Source organism: Kribbella sp. HUAS MG21 (assembly GCF_040254265.1).
Lineage (GTDB): Bacteria > Actinomycetota > Actinomycetes > Propionibacteriales > Kribbellaceae > Kribbella.
The window spans coordinates 4,800,852-4,825,200 of the sequence record NZ_CP158165.1; the positions used below are offsets into that span (position 1 = coordinate 4,800,852).

Below are 24,349 nucleotides of genomic sequence, written 5' to 3' on the forward strand. Positions count from 1 at the left end.
GTCGAGAAGTGTCGGTAGCGATGTCTAGAGTTGCGGCATGGACAGGCCACCTGAGTTGATGAGCGACCGCGAACTGGTGTGCGCTCTCGACCAGGCCGACGTCGACCTCGCCCGCCTCGAGACGCGCAGGTTGCGGCTCGTCGCGGCCCTGGACAAGTCCGGGTACGCCGAGGAGGTCGGTGCACGTGACACGGTCCAGTTCCTCGAGTACCGCTACCGCCTCGACCACCACCGCGCCCGCCGCGACGTCCGCCTCGCCCGCGCCCTGCCCAAGTACACCGCCGTCACCGCCGCCCTCCCCGACACCGGCACCGCCGGACCGAGCGGTGACGGACCGAGCGGTGACGGGCCGGTGATGTTGCGGCCGGCGCAGGCCGAACCGATCGTGACCGCGCTGGAGAAGGTCCCGAGCACCGTCCCGGTGGCCGACCTCGAGGTCGCCGAACGCGAACTGGTCCGACTGGCCAGGCATCTGCCCCCGGCTGAACTCCGCAAGGCCGCCGAACAGGTCCGCGACATCCTCGACACCGACGGCCCCGAACCCAAGGAATACGAGGCCTACGCCCGCGAGTCCCTCACCCTCACGCCGGCCGATCGCGGCGTCAAGTTCCGCGGCTACCTCGCCAACGAGAACGCCGAACTGCTCCGCTCAGTGATCGTCGCCGGCGCCCGCCCCCACAAGACCCTCGACGGTGAACCTGATCAGCGCTCCCGCGAGAAGCGCCAGGCCGACGCCCTCGCCACGGCGCTGACCGTCGCCGCCGCCACCCTCGACGCAGCGACCCTCGACGCAGCGACCATCCGTACCGGCGCTCCCGGTGCTCCCGACGGTGGTTCCGGCGCCGGTTCGGGAAATCGTGCTGTGGTGCCCGGGTTCGGGGCGAAGGCGAACATCACTGTCACCATTGACCTGGATGACCTCAGATCAGCAACCGCTGACGCCGTCGGGACAACGGTGCACAGCGGTGGCCTGTCTGCGGCGACGATCCGGCGGCTGGCCTGCGACGCGAACGTCATCCCGATCGTCCTGGGCTCGAACTCCGAACCCCTCGACGTCGGCCGCCGCGAACGACTCGTCACCAGGGCAATGCGCCGCGCCCTGAACACCCGCGACCGAGGCTGCGTGGTCTGCGGCGCGCCACCGGTCATGTGCGACGCACACCACCTGATCTCATGGATCGACGGCGGCGTCACAGCCGTGTCGAATCTGGCCCTGCTGTGCCGCAGGCATCACGTCGACCTGCACAACGGCCACTGGACCATCACCATCACCGACGGCGCCGTCCACGTCGCCCGTCCCCGGTGGGCCGATCCACCACCGGCCCTGCGCCTCCGGCCGACGGCGGCTGGACCAACAGGCGACGGACCCCGAACACCTGAACCGCCGAACGAGGAACACGCACGCCCGGATCCGCGCACCGGCCGCTGGCAGGCCGACGCCGCGACGTACGCGGAGGCAGCACAGTTCGCTGTCTGGGGCAGTAGCGCACCCACTGAGTCCTGCGCCGACCCGCCACCGTCGTCACGGTTTGACCTTGCGTGCGCTGCGGTCTTCTCGGACGGCGGCGGCGTACGTTCATCCTGAGGCCTTCCGGATGCTGTCGAAGTGCTCGGTCAGTCTTCTGACGTACGGTTCGCGCTCGGCAGCGGTGGCGGGCTCCGCGAGGTGCCGGGTGTTGTAGAGGTTGTCGTCGGCATACCGCGGAAACACATGCACGTGGTAATGCCAGGCGTCCTGGTAGCCAGCCGGCTCGTTGTGCTGGCGTGTCGAGACACCCTCACAGCCATAGGTACTGCGAATCGCGACAGCGACCTCCCGTACGACGTCATGCACCGCGTGGCCGGCCGCGGCCGGTAGGTCGTACAGGTTCTCGTGGTGTTCCGTAGGTACGACCAGGACGTGGCCCTGGTTGTTCGGCCACCAGCGGGAGGCTACGAAGGCGAACGCGCGCTCACGGCGCAGCACGATGTCGTGCTGCGCCGTGAGGTGGTCCTCTCCGCCGGCGGCGAGCCGGCAGAACGGGCAGTCGTAGCCCTCAGGAGCATGGTTGTACATGCCTAGCGTGGTACCACAAACGTCACGTAGGTGGAGTTGCCCTTGTCCGGCACACCCGAGTTCGGCCCGAGCACCAGCTGCCCAGCCGGTACGTCGCGCTTGAACAGGATCAGCCGCTGGTCAGTAGTACCGACCGTCTCGCCCGTCCGCGTGTAGTCGGACAGCCACGACGGCCACCACACGTTCTCACCCCGCGGATCGAACGCCACATAGACCGTCGCCGGACGTGTCACATTCAACGTGAGGTAGTTCGCCGGTGTAGTCGCCTTCGAGTCGTTGTTGGCGCCCGGTACCAGCGCCTGCCCGTTCAACTGACCAGGCAGGTCCGTGACCGTGTAGCTGCGGTCCACGTAGATCGGCGCGCCGACCTGCGCCTTCACCAGGTTCGACAGCTTCTCCGGCGCCACGACCGACACCAGGTCGCTGCGCAGCGGCGGCTCGCTCCACGTGATGCCGAGCACCCGGTTCCCCAGGGTCTTCACCGCGCTCGCCGGCTCCCCGGTCAGCGGTGCGTACGAGAACGACGACAACGGTACGGCGACCCGCTCGACGGTGTACGACTCGTTCGGAGCGACCCCGAACGTGAAGGTCTCAGCAGACGTCGCAGCAACCACTGTGCGGTGCGCAGCGTCGACCACCCGCACCTCCTGCCCCGGCCACGGGTTGCGCAGCTTCAGCGTCTCCGCACTGCCCGCCTGGATGCCGACCACACTCGGTACGCCGTCCCGCACCTCGGTGCTGATCCGGTGCCCGCCCTCGATCTGCACGGAGCCGGCCACCTCCCAGTCCTTCGGCCACGCGGGCGCGACGTGCACCACCCCGTCGTACGACTGGACCAGCGCCTCGTGCAGGCCGGTGCTCAGCACCCCGCCCCACTCGTTGTAGAAGCTGTTGTTGCGGACGGGCTCCTGCTTGGTGCGGTGCACGGTGAAGCCGTTCGGGTAGATCTGGAAGTCCGCGATGCCCTTCAGCAGCATGCGCTTCACCTCGTCCGACAGCCCGAGCCGCGCGGCCCAGGTGGCGTCCATGCCCCAGTCCTTGTCCTGCGGGTACACGCGCTGCCGGTACGTCGCTTGCATCAGCTCGGACGTCTCGTCGAACACGCCCCAGGGCCAGAGCGCCTCCATCTCCGGGTTCTGCGTGTTGTGCGCCGCCTCGTCGGTACCGGACCACGCCAGCACCTGCTCGCCGTTGCGCTCGATCGTCCGGAACGGCGGCAGCTTGCCCACCGCGTCCTTCAACCGCACGGCCAGCTCGGTGTCACCGTGCTTCGTCGCCAGGTCGGCCACGAGCGGGAAGATCACCCGCATCGCCGCCAGGTCCGGCACCGGGTCGGTGGTGTCCCACTGCACCTCCAGCGCGTTGACGTGCTCCAGGTGCAGGTAGCCGTCGCTGCCGAGCGTCGTGGCCGACAGGTAGAACCGGGCGACGTCCCGCATCAGTGGGTAGCTCCGGTTCAGCAGACCGGCGTCGCCCGTGTAGCGGTAGTGCTGCCAGATGTTGTAGACCAGCTCCGGCCCGCTGGTCAGGATCCGCCGCGTCCAGCTGGGTTCCTGCGTGTTGTCGCAGCCGTCGCCCGTCCCGTCGTACCGCATGAACTCCGGCAGGCACAGGCCCTCGCCGCCGATCCAGTGCGTCCGCGTCCACTCGCGCATCAGCTCGGCCCGGTCGAGGTAGAACTTGAAGTACGGCGAGTTGAACTCGCCGATGCCGGCGCCGAGGTTCGTCGACACGATCATCCGCAGGTTGAAGTGCCAGTACGCGTCCTGCGCCCAGTCGGCCTGGTCCTGCGCCGCCGAGAACATCCGTACGACGGCACCGTGCGTGCTCGGTACGTCGCCGCGCATCGACGCGGCCATCGTGTAGAGGTGCAGGGTCCGCAGGTTCTCGACGTACTCACCGGAACCGTCGGCCGAGGTGATCCGCAGCGGTGCCGCCTTGGACCAGAACGCGTGCCACCAGTCGAGGTGCTTGCTCGGCGACTCCACCACCGCACGCCGCGCGGCCGTGCGCAGCTCACCACCGCGGTACGACGGTACGCCGACCACGAGCCGGAAGCTGCCGTCCGCCTTGGGACGGAACGTCAGCCGGACCGTCAGCGGATCCACCACCGACGCCTTGACGCCTTGGGCCTGCGCGGTCAGGGCGGCGACCGCGCCGGTGATGCTGCCGGACGCCTCGTCGTGGAACGTCTCGGCGAGCGCGGCGATGCCGTCGGCGGCGCTGACCGCCGGTGTCCGGCCGGGCCACAGCTTCAGGTCGGCGGTCTGCGACTTCGACGGGTCCGCGCCGGTGACCTCCAGTACGAACTGATCCGCATCGGCACGCACATACGAGCGCGCGGTCATGCCGCCGCCGCGCTGCACGACCTGACCGTCGTACAGCGCCAGCCGGCCGCTGTAGTCGTCGGCGCGCATCAGCGAGTCCAGGCCGGGGACGACCAGGCGCCCGGCGGACTTGAGATCGGGGAACGTGTCGACCCGGTTGAGTTGGGCGGTGTAGCCCTTCTCGGCCCAGACCGCGGCGCCGAGCACGCCGTTGCCGACCGGCATGGCCTGGTAGCTGCGCCAGGCCGGTCCTTCCTGGACGAGATCGGAGCGGGAGACCAGCCCGGCGGTGTCGCCGCGCAGCGCGCCGTCGTGCCAGGCGGTGGTCGCGGACCCGGTGACCGACGAGGCGAGGCCGGCGGCCGGCACTGCCGACGTACCGACGCTCATCAGCGTGACGAGCAGGGGTAACGCTATTCGGAACATGACGAACCTTTCAGGGGCGGGGTGCGCGGTCAGGCGCGCGGTTCGATGAAGTAGTCGACGCCACGGCGGGTACGGAACTCGACGACGCCGTCCTCCGGCCGGGCGAACGCCACCGGGCCCTCGGACGACCTGACGTCGACCCGGACGCCGGTGCGCAGCCGCAGCCGGTTGCCGAGCAGCGACCGGATCGTTGCCTTCGTCAACTTCCCGTTCGACCACGAGAACTCCAGGTCGAAGCCGCCGCGGGCGCGCATCCCGCGGACCCGGCCGGTGGGGAAGGCGGACGGCAGGCACGGCAGCAGCGCGAGCTCGCCGGAGTGGCTCTGCATGATCATCTCGGTGATGCCGGAGACGCCGCCGAAGTTCCCGTCGATCTGGAACGGCGGGTGCAGGTCGAACATGTTCGGCGCGGTCCGGCCGGGAGCGAGCAGTTGGGTGAGGTGCTTGTACGCGTTGTCCGGCTCGAGGAGCCGCGCGCGCAGGTTCAGCTTCCAGGCGAGCGACCACCCGGCGGTGACCGCCGGACCGCGCAGCTCCAGCGACTTGCGTGCGGCGTCGGCGAGTGCCGGCGTACGGCGCGGTGTGATCTGGTCGCTCGGGAACACCGCCCACAGGTGTGAGACATGTCGACTCGTCTCCAGAGCGGCTTCTTCCCAGTCGATCAGCCACTCCTGGATCTGGCCGAGGTACCCGATCTGGATCGGCGGCAGCTTCGCGCGCGCCGCGGCGACCTGCGCGGCCATCGCGGAGTCCTCACCCAGGACGGCGGCCGCCTGTCCGAAGACCTTGAACAGGTCGTTGAGGATCTCCATGTCCATCGTCGGGCCGGCGCAGATGCTCACGCCGACGTTGTCGTAGTCGTGGTGCTTGAGCTCGGGGGAGTGCGACGGGCTGGTCACCAGCCAGCCGGTCTTCGCGTCCGTCTGCAGCTGGTCCAGGAAGAACTCCACCGAGCCGCGCAGGACCGGGTAGTACTTGCGCAGAATCTCCAGGTCGCCGGTGTACTCGTACCGCTCCCAGAAGAGCAGTGACAGCCAGGCGCCTCCGGTCGGCCACACCCCGTAGTACGCGAAGTCCACCGGTGCGGTGCCGCGCCAGCCGTCGGTGTTGTGGTGCGCGACCCAGCCCGGGGCGTCGTACATCGTCGCCGCGGTCCGGGCGCCCGACTCGGACAGTTCGCTGATCATCTGGAACAGCGGGTCCCAGCACTCGGCCAGGTTCGCGGGTCCGGCCGGCCAGTAGTTCATCTCGCAGTTGATGTTCAGCGTGAACTTGCTCTGCCACTCCGGGAGCATCTTGTAGCTCCAGATGCCCTGCAGGTTCGCGGGCTGTCCCGGGGTGCGGGAGCTGGAGATCAGCAGGTACCGGCCGAACTGGTAGTACAGCGCTGCGAGCTGCGGGTCGCCGCCGTTGCGGAACGCCGCGATCCGTTGGTCGGTCGGGAGTACGATCGAGGCCGACGTACCGAGGTCGAGGTCGAGGCGGCCGAAGAGGCGCTGGTAGTCGGCGATGTGCTCGTGCCGCAGCTGGCCGAACGCCGGGCGGCCGACCGCGTTGAGTGGTGCGGCGGCGCGGGCGACCTGGTCCGCGCTGACGTCGAGGTAGTTGCGGTAGCTGGTGCCGACCGAGTACAGCAGGATCACCTCGTCCGCGCCGGCGACCGACAGCTTGCCGTTGGCAACCGTCGTGGTGCCGCCCTCGGTGAAGGCGCGGAGCAGGGCGCAGAACTTGACCGAGCCCTTCAGGCCTTCGGCGTCGCCGCTGATCCCGTTGAGCGCCAGGGTGCGTTCGTCGTACGTCGCCGGCGTCGCGGCCTGCTCGGTGGTGTACGTCGCGTCGAAGGTGAGGGCGCCGGCCTGGCTCGCGGTCATCCGCATCACCAGGAGCTGCGCCGGGTGGCTGATGAACACCTCGCGGGTGTAGCGGACGCCGGCGTGCTCGTAGCTGACCGAGGTGGTCGCGGTGGTCAGGTCCAGTTCCCGGCGGTACGACGTGACCGCGGCCGGGTCGATGCTCGGGAAGGCGAGGTTGAGGTAGCCGACCGGTTGGTACTGCATCTGCTCGGTGGGACGGCCCATGAAGTGTTCGTCGGCGAGGTTCTGCGCCTCGAGATACTGCTCCTCGGCGATCAGGCGGCGGATCTCGGGCAGCACCTCCTTGCCCATCGGGTCGTCGTACTGGTGCGGGCCGCCGGCCCAGATCGAGTCCTCGTTGAGCTGCAGGGTCTCGGCGGCGGTTCCGCCGTACACCATCGCGCCGAGCCGTCCGTTGCCGATGGCAAGTGCTTGGAGCCATTCGGTGGCAGGCTTGGTGTACCAGAGCTTCAGCGGGTTGGTGTCGCTGCCGGGTGGGGAGTCCGCGGCGGCGGTCAGAGGGGTGGTCAGTGAGCCGGCTACGACTGCGGTGCCGGCCGCGGCGCCGGCGGTCTTCAGGACCTGCCGGCGGGTGTATTCGGACATGGGGCGGTCTCCCTGGGGCGGTAGATGCGCTGGGCGGTGCCACGGAACACGTCGTTGTGGGTGGCGGGTGGCAGCAGTGCCGTCGTACGGCGGATCACCTCGGCGCGGGTCGCGGCCAGCGTGCACACGGGCCAGTCCGAGCCGAACAGCAACCGTTCACTGCCGAAGAGTTCGAGGGCGACGTCGACCAGTGCGCGGAGGTCGGCGGTCGCGAGGTGGGCGGTGCCGGAGAGTTTGACGACCACGTTCGGGCACTCGGCGAGCGCCCGCATCCCGGCGCGCCACTCGGCGGTGGCGGTCGTCGGGTTCCCGAGATGGTCGAGCACGAGGCGCGCGTCCGGTACGGCGTCCGCGAGCCGCGCGGCCCCGATCAGGGCGGAGGGGCGGAGGAGCAGGTCAACGGCGAGGCCGGCGTCAGCGGCGGCCCGCACACCGCGCAGGTGCGCGGGAGCAGTCAACGCACGACCGTCGTGCTGATCCACGGGCGGGCTACGCACCCCCACCAACCGCGGATCATCAGGTAACCGATCGGGAAAGTCGAGCAAGTCGAACCAACCCACCACACCCACCACGGCCGGCGTCCGCCGAGCCAACGCCAGCAGATCATCCACCTCCCCCGGATCAGCATCCGCCTGCACCAACACAACCTCGGGAACGTCGGCGATGTCCTCGAGGGTGAAGTCGCGGCGGAGGGGATGACCGGCGTGGAGCCACGGCAGCGCGCGCCGCCGCAGTTCCCACACATGGACGTGGGCGTCAATCATGGTGGGCGGCCGGTCTGGTGATGGAGCTTTCGCCTCGGGCGTGGGCGGCGAAGAGGCGGGCGGAGTCTTCAGGGTCGGTGCCGGAGAGGACGGCGATCAGGTCGAGGTGGCGGCGGGCCATCAGGCCCCAGTCGCCGGCGTACATGGCGTTCGAGACGACCTGGAGGCTCCAGAGGGCGGGCTCCAGGGTGCGCCAGACGCGGAGGAGCATCGAGTTGCCGCTGGTGGCCAGCACCTGGCGGTGGAAGCGCAGATCGGCCTCGCGGAAGGCACCGATGTCGTGGTGTTCGGCTGCCTCGCTCATCCGCTGCACCTGGATCCGCAGCAGGTCGAGCTCCTCGGGCGGCACGTGCCCGGTCGCCCGCCGCGCCGCCGCCGACTCGAGCAGCACGCGGACCTCGCGCGCCTCCCGCGCCTCCACCTGGGAGATCTCGGTGACGAAGTTCCCGAGCCGCGGCCGGTACGTCACCAGCCCCTCGTGAGCCAACCGCCGTACGGCCTCCCGCGCCGGCGTCTGGCTGGTGCCGAGCACCCGCGCGATCTCGGACTCGACCACCCGCATCCCCGGACCCAGCTCGCCGGACAGTATCCAGCCGCGGATCGCCTCGTACACCCGGTCCGACAGCAATTCAGGGTCACCGGAGAACAGCGGAGCGGCAGGATTCGCGCCGAGGTCGATTCCAGCACTGGAGCGGTAGTGCTGGACCTCTTCCCGGCGCCGCCGCGAGACCGTCGACTGCGAGACGCCGTACGTCGCCGCGAGCTCGCGCGTCGACGGCCGGTGTCCGGAATCGGCCATCGATCCCGGCGCAGCAGACCCCGCCGCGGCCCCGAGCTGCACCCGGTCGACCATCCGCGGCCGCCCGCTGCGCATCCCGTCGTCGAGACCGGCCATGCCCATCCGGAGGAACCGGCGGCGCCACTTGCCGACCGTCCCGGGGGTGACCTCGAGCAGGTCGGCGACCGCCTTGTTCGAGCGGCCCTCGGCGCTGGCCAGCACGATCCGGGCCCGCAGCCGCATCGCGGGACTGGTCCGCGGCGCGGCGGCGAGCTGGCTGAGCGCGGTCCGCTCGGCCACCGACAGGGTCAGCGGCGACTTGGGTCTTCCGGGATCGGGCATGGCTGCATGGTGACCCCGTTCACAGGATTCTGCCAACCCCTTATGGCACGGACTTCTGACTCAGAACGTCCACTTTGTCGCGTAATCGTTGACACTTCACCGGCCCGCTCTGCATCGTCACTCGATAACGACGCCCGGCCGCCCCCGACGCCGGGTCGATCCGAGGAGGACCCCGAAATGGCTCGTTCGGCCCGCACGCTCAAGGGCAAGCTCGGCCTGCTGACATCCGTTGTGATCCTGGTGGGCGCGGCGGGCTGCGGCGGTGGCGGCTTCAGCGACGACAAGGGTGCTGCCGGCGGCAGCACCGGCGAAGTCCGGATGCTCGTCAACATCACCCCCAACCTCACCAAGAGCTACTGGGAGGGCCTGGTCAAGCCCTTCGAGGAAGCCAACCCCGGCGTCGACGTGAAGATCGAGGCGCCGACCGGCTCCGGCGTGAAGGACACGTTGCCGCAGTTGCTCGCGGCCGGCAACGCGCCGGATGTCGTCGAGACGCTGATGGCCGACAAGGTGCTGGCGCCGCAGATGCTCGACCTGAGCGACCAGGCGTGGACCAAGGACACCCCGCTCGTCGAGCAGGCCAAGGTCGACGGCAAGGTGTACACGGTCGGTGTCGGCCAGCAGGCGCAGTCGCTGGTGTTCTACAACAAGGACGCGTTCGCCAAGGCCGGGATCAGCGCCCCGCCGAAGGACCTGGACGAGCTGACCGCCGCGATGGGCAAGCTCAAGGCGGCCGGCTACCTGCCGCTGCAGACGGCCGGCGACTACGTGACCGGCCTGCAGTTGCTGCAGCTCAGCGACCCGTCGATCGCCACGAAGTACCCGGACTGGTACCAGCAGGTCAACTCCGACCAGCTGAAGGTCGGCGAGACGATGCTGCCGCTGCTGGAGCGCTACGAGTCCTGGATCAAGAACGGGTACGTCGACAAGAACGCACTCGGGCTCAAGGACGTCGGCGCGCAGACCAACTTCCTGTCCGGCAAGGCCGCGATGTACATCATGGGCAGCTGGTTCGTCCGCACCGCCGACGACGCCAAGCCGGCGTTCGACCTCGGCGTGTTCCCGGCGCCGACCGAGGCGGGCCAGCCGTCACCGGGTCCGCAGGGCGTCACGATGGCCATGCCGTACATGGTGCTGAAGGCGACCAAGCAGCGTGACCTCTCGGTGAAGCTCGTGCAGTGGCTGGCCACCGACAAGACCGCCGTGCAGAGCCAGCTCGCGCAGGACGGCAACTTCCGCCAGGGCTACGCCGACAACCTGTCGCCGCTCGGCAGGCAGGTGCAGGAGATCCTCGACCAGGCGCCGAAGCAGGTCGCCCAGGGTGAGGGGTACGGCGCCAACACGCTGCCGCAGGGCTTCAACGGCGAGTGGAACAAGGCGGTCCAGAGCCTCTACACGGGGAAGAGCGCGAAGGACGTCGCGGCCCGCATCGACAGCTGGATGGGCTCGAAATCGTGAGAGGCAGCCTGACGACAAGGCTGACGACCCTCAGTATGGTCGGCCCCGCCCTGGTGCTGTTCGTCGTCATGCTGGTCGTCCCGGTCGGTCTGTCGCTCTACCTCAGCCTCACCGACTGGGACGGCTACAGCGCGAACCCGGCGTTCGTCGGCCTGAAGAACTACGTGAACCTGACCCAGAGCGCGGAGGCGATCCGGGCCGGCTGGGTGACGCTGCTGATCGCGGCAGTCGGCACCATCCTGCTGAGCGTGCTCGGCCTCGGCCTCGCGCTGCTGGTGAACGGCGCCTCCCGGCTGAACGCGTTCTTCCGGATCGTGCTGTTCTACCCGCACGTGCTCAGCGCGCTGGTGGTCGGCTTCCTGTGGAGCGCCGTCCTCGGTACTTCGGGTGTGGTGAACGGCTGGCTGACGTCCAAGGGGGCCGAAGTACTGCCGTTCCTGTCCGACCCGAACTGGGCGCTCGTGAGCCTGATCGGCGTGCTGGTCTGGGCCGGCTTCGGCGTGAACGTCGTGCTCTACCTGGCCGGTCTGCAGACCGTGTCGAAGGACCTGCTCGAGGCGGCGCACATCGACGGCGCCTCGAAGCGGCAGACGTTCTTCAACGTCACGCTGCCCGCGCTGGCGCCGGTCGTGACCGTGAACCTGGTGCTGTCGCTGGTGACGCTGCTGAAGACGTACGACCTGGTGGTGTCGCTGACCGGCGGCGGCCCGGCGGGGTCGACGCAGACCGCGGCGTACCTGATCCTGTGGGACTCGTTCCACAACAACGCGCTCGGCTTCGGTTCGGCGCAGAGCGTCGTACTGATGGTCATCACCGCCGGACTCGCCCTCACCGTCGCGCGGCTGCGGTCGCGCGCTGACCAGGGGGTGCAGGCGTGAGTGCACTGAGGATGCCGCGGGTGGCGGCTGTGCAACTGAGACCGTTGAAGACCAAGGGCTGGGGACGGATCGCGTTCCTGGTGCTGACCAGCGTGCTGATGCTGGTGCCGATGTACCTGCTGGTGGTCAGCGCGTTCAAGTCGCAGCAGGACATCCTCACCCACCCGTTCTCGCTGTCGCCCGACCAGTTCACCACGGAGTACCTGCGCAAGGCCGCGACGAACCCCGACTTCAACATCCTCAAGGGGTACGCCGTCACGATCCTGTTCGTGGTGTCGGTGAACGTGCTGTCCGTGGCGCTCGCCGGCCCGGTGTCGTACGTGATCGCGCGGCGCCGCGAGCGCCGGTACCGGATGCTCCTGCTGTTGTTCGTGGCCGGGACGTTCATCCCGAGCCAGGTGCTGGTGATCCCGGTCGTCTACACGCTGAAGTTCCTCGGGCTGATGGGCACGATCCCCGGGTTCGTCCTGTTCGAGACGACGCTGACGCTGCCGTTCTCGATCTTCCTGTACGCCGGGTACATCATGACGATCCCGGCGAGCCTGGACGAGGCGGCCGCGGTCGACGGGGCCGGCAAGCACCGGGTGTTCTGGTCGATCGTGTTCCCGCTGATGAAGCCCGCGGTGGTGACGATGGTCATCCTGAACACGTTCTCGGTCTGGAACGACTTCGTGAACCCGCAGATCATCCTCGGCCCGGGCAGCGGTCTCTACACCGTGACGACCGGTGTGTACGCCGCGGTGAGCCAGTACTCCACCGACTACACGGTGGTCTTCCCGACGCTGCTGCTCGCGGTGGCTCCGTTGCTGGTGATCTTCGTGCTGCTCCAGCGGCACGTGATCAGCGGCCTGACCGCGGGGGCGACCAAGGGATGAGCCAGGACGAATCAACGCAGCAGATCATTGCCGACATCCCGGTCGGCGCCCCGCCGGCCTGGGCGATCATGCAGCGCCGCCTGTTCGACGTGATGGACGAGGGCTGGTGGCTGTTCCGGGAGCGCTACTGCCTGCCCGACGGCGGCCTGCGGTACGCCGGTCCGATGCAGAGCCGCGACGGTGCGGACGACTTCTACGAGGCGTTCGTGAACTGGCCGGTGCTCTACCAGCTCGGCGGCGCCGACGACCTGATCGACGTGTCGAAGTGGCACTGGGAGGGCGTCACCCGGCAGCTCACCGACCTGGGCTTCCTGGTCGACGAGTTCGAGCGCGGCTACGACTGGTTCCACATCGGCGAGTCGATGATCTTCTTCTACTCGCTGTGCGCCGCCGACCCGAGCGACGAGGTGTTCCGCGAGCGCGCCTACCGGTTCGCCGAGCTGTACCTGCCGGGATCGCCCGCGGGCAACTACGACCCGGCGACCCGCACGATCCGCGCGCCGCACAACGGCGCCGGCGGGCCGCGCTGGGGGATCAACGACGAGTGGCGGACGTTCGGGACGAACCAGGAGCGGATGCGGGTCTTCGGCCTGCCGCTGTCCGGCGTGCCCGGCATCAGCAGCTGGGACGACCTGAGTACCAATGCGGACCTGATGGGCGCGGAGATGATCCGCCGACTCGGTGCTGGTGACACCGCAGTCAACCTGGCCGCGACCACCCTGACCGCGAACGCCTGGCTGTACGACCACAGCGACCGGTTCGCCGCCTGGACCCTGGAGTACCTCGACGCGTGGGAGGAGCGGGCCAAGGCGAACGGCGGCCTGCTGCCCGACAACGTCGGCCCGAACGGCATCGTCGGCGAGCTCCACGACGGCCGCTGGTACGGCGGCAACTACGGCTGGAACTGGCCGCACGGCGTCTACAGCGTCGGCTCGGCCGCCTGCATCGCCGCGCTGAACGGCGTCGTACTCACGGGTGACTCGAAGCGGCTGGACTTCGCCCGGCAGTTGCTGGACCACCTGTACGAGCGCGGCATCGACGGCGCTGTCGACGAGACCGAGATGAGCATCCGGGACCGCTGGGAGGCGGAGCTCGGTCCGGACTGCGCGAACCCGACGCTGCTGATCCCGAACCGGCACAACGACGACGGCTGGTTCGACTACCAGCCGCCGCAGCTCGGCCTGCCGATGTGGCTGTGGCAGGCCGCGTTCGAGTCGTCGGACCGGGACCGGCTGACCAAGCTGCGGGAGCGCAGCGGCTACGACTGGCGGACGGTCCGCGACTTCCGGAACAAGGAGGACGCCGGCCACGAGGCTCCCTGGCTCGCCTACCTCGCGGGGGACAACCCCGGCTACCCGGAGGCGATGCTGGGCGTCGCGCTGTCGCAGGTGCAGCGCCGGATGGACCTGATGGCGATCGACACCGTCGACCCCGCCGAGATGAACATCCACCACTGGCAGCGACACAACCCGGTCGCCACCGAGGCACTGCTCCAACTGACCACGGGTACGCCGCAGCTGCTCTACAACGGCGGCCTGCTGCCGCTGCGGGTTCTGTACCTCGACCCGGATCGTGGACGGCCCGGACTGCCGCCCGACGTGGCCGCCTTGGTCGACACCGTCGAGCCGGACCTGACCGGTCTCCAGCTCGTCAACCTGTCGGCGACGCAGACCCGCCGCGTCGTGGTGCAGGCCGGCAGCTTCGGCACCGACCGCATCGACGAGGCCACGGTCACGACGGCGGCCGACGGCACCGGTGACTACCCGGGCCCGTCCCCGGCGTACCTGTCGACACCGCCGGACCCGGCCCGCCGGACAGTCGTGGTCGGCGGCAACAGACTCGAAGTGACTATGCCGCCGGGCCGGACCATCCGCCTCGACCTGCGGCTGACCAGAAACACCTACCGCGCCGGTCATCTGGCGCTGTGACCCATCAAGTACCGAGGAGACATATGAGCAGCACGGAACAAGCTCCGGTGACGCCTGTCTGGGAGCTGCCGGTGCGCGGCGACACCCCGCCGGCGCCGGACCCCGGACTGGTGGAGCGGCTGTCCGCGATCGGGTCGGCCACCGCCTGCGCCCGGCTGCACAACCAGGGCATCCGCCGGACCTTCGTCGACGGTCCGACCAGCATGTTCCCCGGCAAGAAGGTGGTCGGCCGCGCGCTGACCCTGCAGTTCATGCCACAGCGTGAGGACATCGCCGACGGGCAGACCCAGGAGTACATCGAGCGCAGTACGGCGTTGTGGGCCGTGCTCGACGAGGTCCAGCCCGGTGACGTCCTGGTGGTCCAGGCGTACGGCAGCCACACCACGGGCTGCTTCGGCGACATGCTGGTCCGCTACTTCAAGCTCCGCGGCGGCGCCGGCATCGTCGTCGACGGCCGGATCCGCGACGTGCCCCGGGTGGCACAGCTCGACGTCCCGATCTGGTCGACCGGAGCCACCCCGCACTACGCGTCCCAGTCCGAACTGTTCCCGTGGGCGTACAACGTCCCGGTGGCGGTGGGCGGCGTCCTCACGCTGCCCGGGGACCTGGTGCTCGCCGACGACGACGGTGCCGTCGTCGTCCCCCGCCGGCGTGCCGAGTCCGTCATCGAGGCGGCCGCCGAGCACGACGAGTGGGAGAAGTTCAGCCGGCGCCGCATCGACGAGGGCGCCCCGCTGCGCGACTACTACCCGCTGAACGAGAAGACCCGGCTCGAGTACGAACGCTGGCGCAGCCAGAACGGCAACGCCGGCGCCTGACCTCCCCGAGAGAGGACCCCGCCCGAAATGTCCAAGAGAACCAGGCGTACGGCGCTCAGCGTCGGCGCCGGGGTGGTCGCTGCTGCCCTGGTGTCGGTAGCGGCCGTCCAATTCAACGCCCAGCCCGCCGGTGCCGTCGACTGCAGCACGTTCTGGGTCGCGCCGACCGGCGACGACGCGAACAAGGGCACCGAGAAGGAACCGTGGAAGACGGTCACCCGGGCCCGCGACGAGATCCGCGACAAGCAGCTCAACCAGCGGATGAACTGCGACATCACCGTCAACCTGAAGGCCGGCGAGTACCCGGTCACCTCCACGATCGACTTCGACCAACGCGACTCCGGCCTGAACGGCCACCGGGTGATCTACCGCAGTGTCGACGGCCCCGGCAAGGCGACGCTGCAGGGCGCCGAGGAGCTGACCGGCTGGACGCCGACCCAGAACGGGATCTTCAAGGCGAAGTTCGACAAGTCGAAGCCGTTCTACACGCTGTTCGAGGACGGCAAGCGCGCGACCAACGCCCGGTACCCGAACCGGGGCACCGACGAGACCTGGTCGCCGTACATGACGTCGATCCTCTACGAAGAGGACAAGATGGACGTCCGCAACTGGCTGTGGGGCAACCCGGGCGACTGGGACCCGAGCTGGGACATGAGCCAGGCGTCGGTGACGATCTGGTCCGGCGGCTCCTGGTCGTGGTTCACCGACACGATCCCGCTGCTGGACACCAACTTCCGCAAGACGCAGACCACGCTGAAGTACTGGACCCGGTACGCGATGGTCAACAGCCGCGGCGGTTCGCGGTACTTCTTCCAGAACTCGCTGAGCTTCCTGGACCAGCCGGGTGAGTACTACGTCGACTTCAAGGCCGGCGAGGTCCACTACAAGCCGCGGGCCGGCACCATGGACGGCGTCAAGGTCCTGCGGCCGACGGTGAAGACCGTGCTGAACCTGGCCGGCAAGTCCGCCGACGACCGGCTGCACGACGTCACCTTCGACGGGCTGGGCGTGCAGTACTCCGACTTCGTCAGCTGGTACCGCAACGGCTGGGTGGCCAGCGGTGACGCGGGACTCGAGCACAAGTACCCGGAGTACGACCGGCAGATCGAGATGCCGCGGAACCGGTTCGGCGCGATCACGCTGACCAACACCAGCAACATCGACCTGAGCCGGCTGCGGGTGTCCGACACCGGGTTCACCGGGATCTACCTGCTGTTCGCCAACGACCACACGAAGATCACCGACAGCCTGCTGGAGAACATCGGTGCCGACGGCATCAAGGTCGAGGGCGGCTGGCCGGGTGAGGGCGACCTGAGCAACAACCACACGATCTCCAACGTGTTCATCGACCACATCGGTGAGCTGGTCCCGGGTGACTCGGCCGGCATCGAGCTGATGGACACCGGCAAGAACACCATTCAGAACATCCACGTCAAGCACAGTGCCCGCTACGGCATCAGCCTGGAGTCCCGGCCGGAGGTGAAGGACGGCGAGCAGTACACGAGCGGCAACACGTTCACGTACATCAAGCTCGAGGAGACCGGGCTGGACAGCGGTGACATGGGCGCCTTCTACACGTACGGCGTCGACAACCAGGACCCGCACCCGGTGCAGAACACCGTCGACCAGCTGGTCATCGGTGACGTCATCCCGGACCCGTCGATGCCGGACGCCGGCGGTACCCGCGGCGTGCACATGGACGCCGGCGGCTGCGGTTTCGCCTTCAGCAACGTGCAGGTCGGCAAGGTGACCGACCAGAAGTACCAGTCGTACCAGTGCAACGAGGTGACCAACGCCGACTGGGTCACGGGCTTCGACGCGTCGAAGATGGAGTACGACAAGATCGGCGTCCTGCCCTCGTTCCCGTACGACGTCGCGGGCCGGTGATCGCGATGTCACGATTCGCGGCGGGAGTGCTGGCCGGCCTGGCCCTGCCTGCTCTTGTCCTCGGAGGCGGAGTGGCGGCGCGCGCCGCCGCCCCGGCCGGGCAGGACAACTGCAGCTCGTTCTGGGTCGCGCCCGACGGCGACGACCGGGCGCCGGGCACCGAGTCGAAGCCCTGGAAGACGATCGAACACGCCCGCGACACCCTGCGGGTCAGGGCGCACGCCGGCTGTACGCCGGTGGTGAACCTGCGGGCCGGGACCTACCTGGTCGACAAGACGATCACGTTCGACGACCGCGACTCCGGCGTCACCTACCGCAGCGTCGACGGCGCCGGCAAGGCGGTCCTGGACGCGGGGCGCGAGGTGACCGGCTGGACGCCGTACCAGGACGGCATCTTCAAGGCGAAGGTCGACGTCGACCAGCCGTTCTACACGCTGTACGTCGACGGCGAGCGGGCGACGACCGCCCGGTACCCGAACCGGCGCTCCGACGAGGAGTGGGCGCCGTACCTGAAGTCGGTCCTGATCGAGCCGGAGAAGGAGGCCATCCGCGACCAGGTGGGCTTCACCGAAGGCGAGTGGGACGAGACCTGGAACCTCGGCAGCTACACCGACTGGCCGGCGCAGCTGATGATCTGGTCGGGCGGCTCGTGGAGCTGGTTCACCGACACAGTGCCGATCAAGAACCCGGACTGGAAGGACAACAAGGTCACGCTGGACTACTGGACGCGGTACGCGATGATGAACTCGCGGTCCGGTTCGCGGTACTTCGTCCAGAACTCGCTGGACCTGCTCGACGCCGAGGACGAGTACTACCTCGACTGGGCGAACAAGGAGCTGTACTACAAGCCGCGCGGCGGCACGATGGACGGCAAGCGGGTACTGCGCCCGACGCAGACCCAGGTCCTGTCGCTGAGCGGCGTCTCGCCGGCGCGGCGGCTGCACGACATCGCGTTCGAAGGCATCGGCATCGCGAACACCGACTTCATGCAGTGGTACCGCTCCGGGTGGATCAGCGCCGGCGACTCCGGCCAGAAACACAAGTACAAGGAGTACGACCGGCAGATCGAGATGACCCGGAACCGGTTCGGCGCGGTCACGCTGACCAACACGCGCAACGTGAAGCTGACCGGGATGCATCTGCGCGACACGGGCTATCACGGCGTCTACATGCTGTCCGCGAACGAGCACGTGACCATCGCCGACAGCCTGCTGGAGAACATCGGCGCGGACGGCATCAAGGTCGAGGGCCCGTACCCGGGCGAGGGCGACGTCGCGAACCACAACACGTTCACCAACCTCTACATCGACCACGTCGGCGAGCTGGTGCCGGGTGACGCGGCCGGGATCGAGCTGATGAACACCGGCAACAACAAGGTCTCGCACGTCGTCGTGAAGCACAGCGCCCGGTACGGCATCACCCTCGAGGCCAGACCGGAGGTGAAGGACGGCGAGGGCTACGCGTACGGCAACGAGTTCTCCTACATCCGGCTGGAGGAGACCGGCCTGGACAGCGGTGACATGGGCGCCTTCTACACGTACGGCGTCGACAACCAGGAGCCGCATCCGGTGCAGAACACGGTGAAGCAGCTCGTGATCACCGACGTGATCCCCGACGCGTCGATGCCCGACAGCGGCACGCGCGGCGTGCACATGGACGCCGGCGGCTGCGGGTTCAGCTTCACCGACATCGAGGTCGGAACGGTGACCGACGACAAGTACCAGTCGTACCAGTGCAACCAGGTGACCAACGCGAACTGGGCGGCGGGCTTCGACCAGGGCCGGATGGAGTACGACAAGATCGGCGTGCTGCCCTCCTTCCCGTACGACGTGGAAGGACGGTGACATGTCGACACGTTCAGGACTCTTGATCGGCCTCGCGGTCGGTCTGCTCGTCCCCGCGGCAGTCGTGGGCGGCTCGGCGCTGGGAGCCGGCGCGGCCCCGGCCGCCGACCCCGCGTGCAAGTCCTACTGGGTGTCGCCCGGCGGCGACGACACCGGCGCGGGTACCGAACGCAAGCCATGGAAGACGGTCGAGCGGGCCCGCGACGTACTGCGGACCACCGGGCATTCCGGCTGTACGGCGGTGGTGAACCTGCGGGCCGGGACGTACCGGGTGGACAAGACGATCACGTTCGACGACCGCGACTCGAACGTGACGTACCGCAGCGTGGACGGTCCGGGCAAGGCGGTCTTCGAGGCGGGGCGCGAGGTCACCGGCTGGACGCCGTACAAGGACGGCATCTTCAAGGCGCCCGTCGACATCAGCCAGCCGTTCTACAGCCTGTACGCCGAGGGCAAGCGCGCGACGACCGCGCGGTACCCGAACCGGGCGTCCGACGACAAGTGGGCGCCGTACCTGCGGTCGATCCTGTTCGACCCGACCAAGGAGGCGGTCCGCGACCAGCTCGGGTTCAACACCGGCGACATCGACCCGTCGTGGGACCTGCGGCTCGGGACGTCGTGGCCGGCCCAGGTGACGGTCTGGTCGGGCGGCTCGTGGTCGTGGTTCACCGACACGATCCCGATGCTCGACATCAACTTCACCAAGAAGCGGACCACGTTGGTGTACCCGGCGCGGTACGGATTCATCAACTCCGGCGGCGGCTCGCGGTACTTCGTGCAGAACTCGCTGAGCCTGCTCGACCAGGCCGGTGAGTACTACCTGGACTACCCGGCGAAGACGCTGTACTACAAGCCGCGCGGCGGCACGATGGACGGCGTCACGGTGTACCGGCCGACGCAGACGCAGGTGTTCTCGATCGCCGGGGCGTCGCCGAACCGGCGGGTGGAGAACCTGACGCTCGACGGGCTGAGGGTCCAGCACACCGACTTCATGGACTGGTACCGGTACGGCTGGAACGGGACGGGGGACTCGGGTTTCAAGCACAAGTACCCGAAGTACGACACCCAGATCGAGCTGCCGCGGAACCGGTGGGGCGCGATCACGCTGACCAACACGCGCGGCGTGAAGCTGACCAGGCTGCACATCCAGCAGACCGGGTTCACGGCGATCGAGCTGCTGTTCGCGAACGAGAAGACGACGGTGTCGGACAGCCTGTTCGAGCATCTCGGCAACGACGGGATCAAGATCGAGGGCGGCTGGCCGGGGGAGGGTGATGTTGCCCACGACAACCTCTTCACCAACAACTACATCCATCACATCGGCGAGCTGGTGCCGGGTGACTCGGCCGGCGTCGAGATCATGAACAGCGGCGGCAACGAGGTCAGCCACACGGTCGTCGAGCACGGCGCCCGGTACGGCATCAGCATCGAGTCGCGGCCGGAGATCCCGAACGCGGACAACTACACCGGCGGGAACACCGTCAAGTACGTCCGGTTGTCGCATCTCGCGCAGGACAGCGGGGACACCGGGCCGTTCTACGCGTACGGCGTCCGCAACCAGCCGCCGTACACGCCGGACTCCGAGGTGTCGCAGCTGATCATCGACGACGCGAACGCCGACCCGTCGATGCCGGACGCGAAGCCGTACGGCGTGCACATGGACTTCGGCGGCTGCGGGTTCGCGTTCTCGGACGTCAAGGTGACGAACACCGAGAGCGACCCGTACCACGGGCCGTCGGCCGGGCCGTGCGACACGTTCTCGAACGTGAGCTGGGAGGCCGGGTTCGACGACTCCAAGATGCAGTACGACCGGATCGGCGTACTGCCTTCGTTCCCCTACGAGAAGCCCTAGAGGTCATGGATACGGAAAGGTTTGCAGGCAAGGTCGCGCTGATCACCGGAGGAGCCTCCGGGATCGGCGCGGCCACCGCCCGCCGCATCACCGCCGAAGGCGGCACAGTCGTCGTCTGCGACCGCGACCGCGCGGCCGCGGAGCGGCTCGCCGCCGAGCTGAACGGCGCGGCGCGGGCGTTCGAGCTCGATGTCACCGACCTGGCGCGGACTGTCGAGGTGGTTGCCGAGGTGGGACAGGTGCACGTGCTGGTGTGTGCCGCAGGGGTGGATGTTTGTGACACCGTGCCGAACACCTCGCCCGACGAATGGCGGACGATTCTCGACGTCGACCTGACCGGCGTCTACATCTCGTGCCGCGCGGTGCTGCCCGGTTTCGTCGAGCAGGGTGGTGGCGCGATCGTCACGATTTCGTCGGCGATCGGCACCGTCGGGGAGCGGAACCGGTCGGCGTACTGCGCGGCGAAGGCCGGCGTGGAGAACCTGACGCGCGCGATGGCCCTCGACCACGGCCGCGCCGGTGTCCGCGCGAACTGCGTGGCGCCCGGCCTGATCGACACGCCGCTGATCCGCAACGGCAAGGTCGGCGGCGAGGACGACCCGGGCGCGATGCAGGCGATGGTCGACCGCCACCACGCCCTCGGACGGATCGGCCGGCCGTCCGAGGTCGCCGCGGCGATCGCGTTCCTGGCCAGTGACGACGCGTCGTTCATCACCGGCGCGGTGCTGCCGGTCGACGCGGGATGGACGGCGCAATGAACATCCTCGGCGGCTACCGGGTACTGGACGTATCCGTGGCGATGGCCGGTCCGCTGGCGGCGATGCGGCTCGGCGACCTCGGTGCGGACGTGGTGAAGGTCGAGCCGGTGACCGGCGAATGGCAGCGGCACACCTCCGCCGGCGGTGCCGCCGGCAACGAGGTGAACGCGTCTTTCCTGTCGCTGAACCGCAACAAGCGCAGCCTCGCCGTGGACCTCAAGTCCGACGAGGGCCGTGAACTCCTCTACGACCTGGTGCGCACGGCCGACGTGTTCCTGCAGAACTACCGCCCCGGCGTAGCCGCACGCCTAGGCGTCGACTACGAGACCCTGCGCGCACTGAAGCCGTCCCTGGTCTACGTATCGATCTCCGGGTACGGCGAGAGCGGCCCGTACGCCGACTGGCCTGGCCAGGACCTACTGGTACAGGCGATGAGCGGTGCCCTCTTCAGCGCCGGCCGTCCGGACGAGCCGCCCGTCGCCGCGCCGTACTTCCTGGCCGACGCGGTCACGGCGTACAGCGCCTTCGAAGGCGTGCTGGCCGCGCTGCTGCACCGGGAGCGGACCGGCGAGGGCCAGCTCGTCCAGGTGAACATGCTCGACGCCGTCATCGCCCTGCAGATGCAGGAGCTGTCGGTGCACACCGTCGGCGGCGTACCGCAGACGCGGTCCGAGCAGGTCCACGCGCACAGCTACATCCGCGCGCCGTACGGCATCTTCACCACCGCGGACGGCTACATCTCGCTGGCGTTCGCGAACCTCCCGGTGCTGGCCGAAGTACTGGACGCGCCGCAACTGGCCGGCCTGGACGCGGAACGGGACGGGTTCGCGCGCCGTGACGAGATCGCCGCGGCGGTGTCGACGGCACTGCGCCGCGAGACGACCGAGCACTGGATGCTCAAGCTGCGCGAGCGCGGCGTGTGGTGCGGCCCGGTGCTGTCGTACGACGACCTGCGCACGGATCCGCAGGTGCTGCACAACGAGTCGTTCGTGACGTATGAGCACCCGACCGAGGGCACTGTGACGACACCTGGCTTCCCGTACCGCTTCAGCCGGACACCTGCCGACGTACGGCGCCCTGCTCCGTTGGTCGGTGAGCACACCGACGAGCTGCTGACGGAGCTCGGTGTGTCGCCGGCGAGACGGCAGGCGCTGCTGGAGAAGGGCGCGGTACGCCATGGATGACGGCCGGATCCGCTTCGAGCAGGACGGGCACGTCGGGCTGCTGACGCTCGACCGGCCCGCGAAACTGAACGCGGCCACCCGCTCGATGAGTGCCGAGCTGCTCGAGCTGATCCCGCGCATCGACGAGGACCCGTCGATCCGCGCGGTCGTGGTGACCGGCGCGGGCGACCGCGCGTTCTCGGTCGGCAGCGACATCGGCGAGCTCGACCGGTACGACGGCCCGTGGCACTTCCGGAACCGGCGCGACTACTGCGACGCGCTGCGCTCGCTGCGGACACCGGTGATCGCGGCGGTGAACGGGTACGCGTACGGCGGCGGACTGGAGCTGGCGCTGTCCTGCGACATCCGGCTCGCCTCCGCGACGGCGAGCTTCGCCGCGGCCGAGATCAAGCTCGGGTGGATCGGCGGCGGGGGAGTGACGGCACTGCTCGCGGCTTCGGTGCCGGCGAGTGACGCGGCGATGCTGCTGCTCACCGGCGACCCGATCGACGCGGTCGAAGCACTCCGGATCGGTCTGATCAGCAGGATCCTGGCGGCCGACGACTTGTTGCCCACCGCAACCGAGCTCGCACACCGGATCGCGGCGCGGCCACCGGTCGCCGCCGCGGCGGCGAAGGCGAACCTCCGCGCGGCCTGGTCGATGGGCCTGGAGGCCGCGATCCAGTACGAGCGCGAGCTGCAGGCCGTTGCGCTGGGCACCCAGGATGCCGCCGAAGGGCGCGCGGCGTTCGCTGAACGTCGTACCGGAACCTTCGAAGGACGGTGAGTCGTGGCTGACGAGATCGCGCCGGGAATCCATCGGCTGGCAACGGACTACCCGCACGTCTGCGGGCTGCCGCTCTGGCTGCACGTCATCGACGCGGGCTCGGAGCTCGTCCTGCTGGACGCCGGCATCGCGTCGACACCGGAGTCGTCCACCGCGCCCGAGCTGGCCTCGCTCGGGCTCGGCCTGCCGGATCTGACGCTGGTGGTGAACAGCCATGCGCATCCCGATCACATGGGCGGCAACGCCGTACTGCGTCGGCACAGTGCGGCACGGTTCGCGGCGCCGGCGTTGGAGGCCGGGTGGCTCGAGGACAACGAGCGGCTGGTGTCCGAGCTGTGGGGTTCGGACCCGGACGCGATGGAACTGTCGGAGGCCGAACGGTCCGAGCTCTTCGAGATGCTGGACGAGCGGGTGCGGATCGACGTATTGCTGCGCGACGGGGACCGGCTGCCGGCCGAGCGTCCGCTGCGGGTGATCACGACGAGCGGTCACAGCCCCGGGCACATCGCCGTACTGGACGAGCCGTCGCGGACACTGTTCACCTTCGACGACGTGCAGGGGCGGGGGAGGCCGTTCCTCGACAGTGCGCTGTGGCTGGCGCCGCTCTACACCGACGTCGAGCGGTACGTGAGCGGGCTGACGCGGCTGCTCGAGCTGGACTTCGACCTGCTTGTGCCGTCGCACGGCGACGCGGTCGACGCGACTACCGGCCGGAGGCTGATCGAGGAGAGCCTCGAGTGGGTGACCGCCGTCGACACGCTCACCGTGCGGCTGCTCCGGACCCGCGGCTCGCTGACTGTGCGTGAGCTGGCCACGGCGATCGGGACCGAGCTCGGCACGTACGGCGGCATCAACCTGCAGACGGTCCGGATGGCGCGGGCGCACCTGGAACGCCTCGCCCGGCGCGGCGGCGCGGAGGCCCGCTGGCACCACCGTCCGTGAGGCACTG

The 24,349-nt window shown here is 69.0% G+C and carries 18 protein-coding genes; 13 read left to right on the forward strand and 5 right to left on the reverse strand.

Features of this window, described 5'->3' with window-relative positions; all coding sequences use genetic code 11:
- The first annotated feature begins 37 nt into the window (after positions 1–37).
- Entirely contained in the window at positions 38–1,585 is a 1,548-nt protein-coding gene (locus tag ABN611_RS23530) for a DUF222 domain-containing protein (protein WP_350274385.1), read from the forward strand.
- Here the strand turns inward: ABN611_RS23530 and ABN611_RS23535 are convergent.
- The 5 genes from ABN611_RS23535 to ABN611_RS23555 are packed head-to-tail and all read right to left on the reverse strand — an operon-like array spanning position 1,577 to position 9,152.
- Positions 1,577–2,056 carry an HIT family protein gene (locus ABN611_RS23535; protein WP_350274386.1) on the reverse strand — a complete coding sequence of 160 codons (480 nt, stop codon included), beginning with the start codon at positions 2,054–2,056 and terminating at the stop codon, positions 1,577–1,579. The two genes, ABN611_RS23530 and ABN611_RS23535, sit on opposite strands and share 9 nt — an antisense overlap.
- Before the next feature lie 2 nt (positions 2,057–2,058).
- A complete protein-coding gene (locus ABN611_RS23540) occupies positions 2,059–4,809 on the reverse strand; it encodes a hypothetical protein (protein WP_350274387.1) in 2,751 nt (916 codons plus the stop codon).
- A gap of 29 nt (positions 4,810–4,838) precedes the next feature.
- On the reverse strand, positions 4,839–7,268 hold the full coding sequence (locus ABN611_RS23545) for a glycoside hydrolase N-terminal domain-containing protein (protein ID WP_350274388.1): 2,430 nt from the start codon (positions 7,266–7,268) through the stop codon (positions 4,839–4,841).
- Positions 7,238–8,032 carry an amidohydrolase family protein gene (locus ABN611_RS23550; RefSeq protein WP_350274389.1) on the reverse strand — a complete coding sequence of 265 codons (795 nt, stop codon included), beginning with the start codon at positions 8,030–8,032 and terminating at the stop codon, positions 7,238–7,240. The genes ABN611_RS23545 and ABN611_RS23550 overlap by 31 nt, the downstream gene beginning before the upstream one ends.
- Positions 8,025–9,152, reverse strand: coding sequence for an FCD domain-containing protein (locus ABN611_RS23555; protein WP_350274390.1), 1,128 nt, complete (start codon positions 9,150–9,152; stop codon positions 8,025–8,027). The genes ABN611_RS23550 and ABN611_RS23555 overlap by 8 nt, the downstream gene beginning before the upstream one ends.
- A gap of 177 nt (positions 9,153–9,329) precedes the next feature.
- Here ABN611_RS23555 and ABN611_RS23560 point away from each other — a divergent pair, with 177 nt between their 5' ends.
- The 12 genes from ABN611_RS23560 to ABN611_RS23615 are packed head-to-tail and all read left to right on the forward strand — an operon-like array spanning position 9,330 to position 24,342.
- Entirely contained in the window at positions 9,330–10,610 is a 1,281-nt protein-coding gene (locus ABN611_RS23560; protein ID WP_350274391.1) for an extracellular solute-binding protein, read from the forward strand.
- Positions 10,607–11,488, forward strand: coding sequence for a sugar ABC transporter permease (locus tag ABN611_RS23565; RefSeq protein WP_350274392.1), 882 nt, complete (start codon positions 10,607–10,609; stop codon positions 11,486–11,488). Before ABN611_RS23560 ends, ABN611_RS23565 begins: the two co-directional genes overlap by 4 nt.
- Positions 11,485–12,363, forward strand: coding sequence for a carbohydrate ABC transporter permease (locus ABN611_RS23570; protein ID WP_350274393.1), 879 nt, complete (start codon positions 11,485–11,487; stop codon positions 12,361–12,363). Before ABN611_RS23565 ends, ABN611_RS23570 begins: the two co-directional genes overlap by 4 nt.
- The gene (locus ABN611_RS23575; RefSeq protein WP_350274394.1) at positions 12,360–14,291 is read left to right on the forward strand and encodes a hypothetical protein; all 1,932 of its coding nucleotides are present in this window, start codon (positions 12,360–12,362) and stop codon (positions 14,289–14,291) included. The genes ABN611_RS23570 and ABN611_RS23575 overlap by 4 nt, the downstream gene beginning before the upstream one ends.
- 23 nt (positions 14,292–14,314) lie before the next feature.
- Positions 14,315–15,109, forward strand: a complete 795-nt coding sequence (locus ABN611_RS23580; protein ID WP_350274395.1) for a hypothetical protein — start codon at positions 14,315–14,317, stop codon at positions 15,107–15,109.
- Between the two features lie 27 nt (positions 15,110–15,136).
- Positions 15,137–16,996, forward strand: coding sequence for a right-handed parallel beta-helix repeat-containing protein (locus ABN611_RS23585; RefSeq protein ID WP_350274396.1), 1,860 nt, complete (start codon positions 15,137–15,139; stop codon positions 16,994–16,996).
- A 5-nt stretch (positions 16,997–17,001) separates the two neighbouring features.
- The gene (locus ABN611_RS23590) at positions 17,002–18,840 is read left to right on the forward strand and encodes a right-handed parallel beta-helix repeat-containing protein (protein WP_350274397.1); all 1,839 of its coding nucleotides are present in this window, start codon (positions 17,002–17,004) and stop codon (positions 18,838–18,840) included.
- A gap of 1 nt (position 18,841) precedes the next feature.
- Positions 18,842–20,692 (forward strand): right-handed parallel beta-helix repeat-containing protein, encoded by a 1,851-nt coding sequence (locus ABN611_RS23595; RefSeq protein WP_350274398.1) that lies wholly within the window; start codon positions 18,842–18,844, stop codon positions 20,690–20,692.
- 5 nt (positions 20,693–20,697) lie between these two features.
- The gene (locus tag ABN611_RS23600) at positions 20,698–21,450 is read left to right on the forward strand and encodes an SDR family oxidoreductase (RefSeq protein ID WP_350274399.1); all 753 of its coding nucleotides are present in this window, start codon (positions 20,698–20,700) and stop codon (positions 21,448–21,450) included.
- A complete protein-coding gene (locus ABN611_RS23605; protein ID WP_350274400.1) occupies positions 21,447–22,634 on the forward strand; it encodes a CoA transferase in 1,188 nt (395 codons plus the stop codon). Before ABN611_RS23600 ends, ABN611_RS23605 begins: the two co-directional genes overlap by 4 nt.
- The gene (locus ABN611_RS23610) at positions 22,627–23,400 is read left to right on the forward strand and encodes an enoyl-CoA hydratase/isomerase family protein (protein WP_350274401.1); all 774 of its coding nucleotides are present in this window, start codon (positions 22,627–22,629) and stop codon (positions 23,398–23,400) included. Before ABN611_RS23605 ends, ABN611_RS23610 begins: the two co-directional genes overlap by 8 nt.
- Before the next feature lie 3 nt (positions 23,401–23,403).
- A complete protein-coding gene (locus tag ABN611_RS23615; RefSeq protein WP_350274402.1) occupies positions 23,404–24,342 on the forward strand; it encodes an MBL fold metallo-hydrolase in 939 nt (312 codons plus the stop codon).
- Positions 24,343–24,349 lie beyond the last annotated feature (7 nt).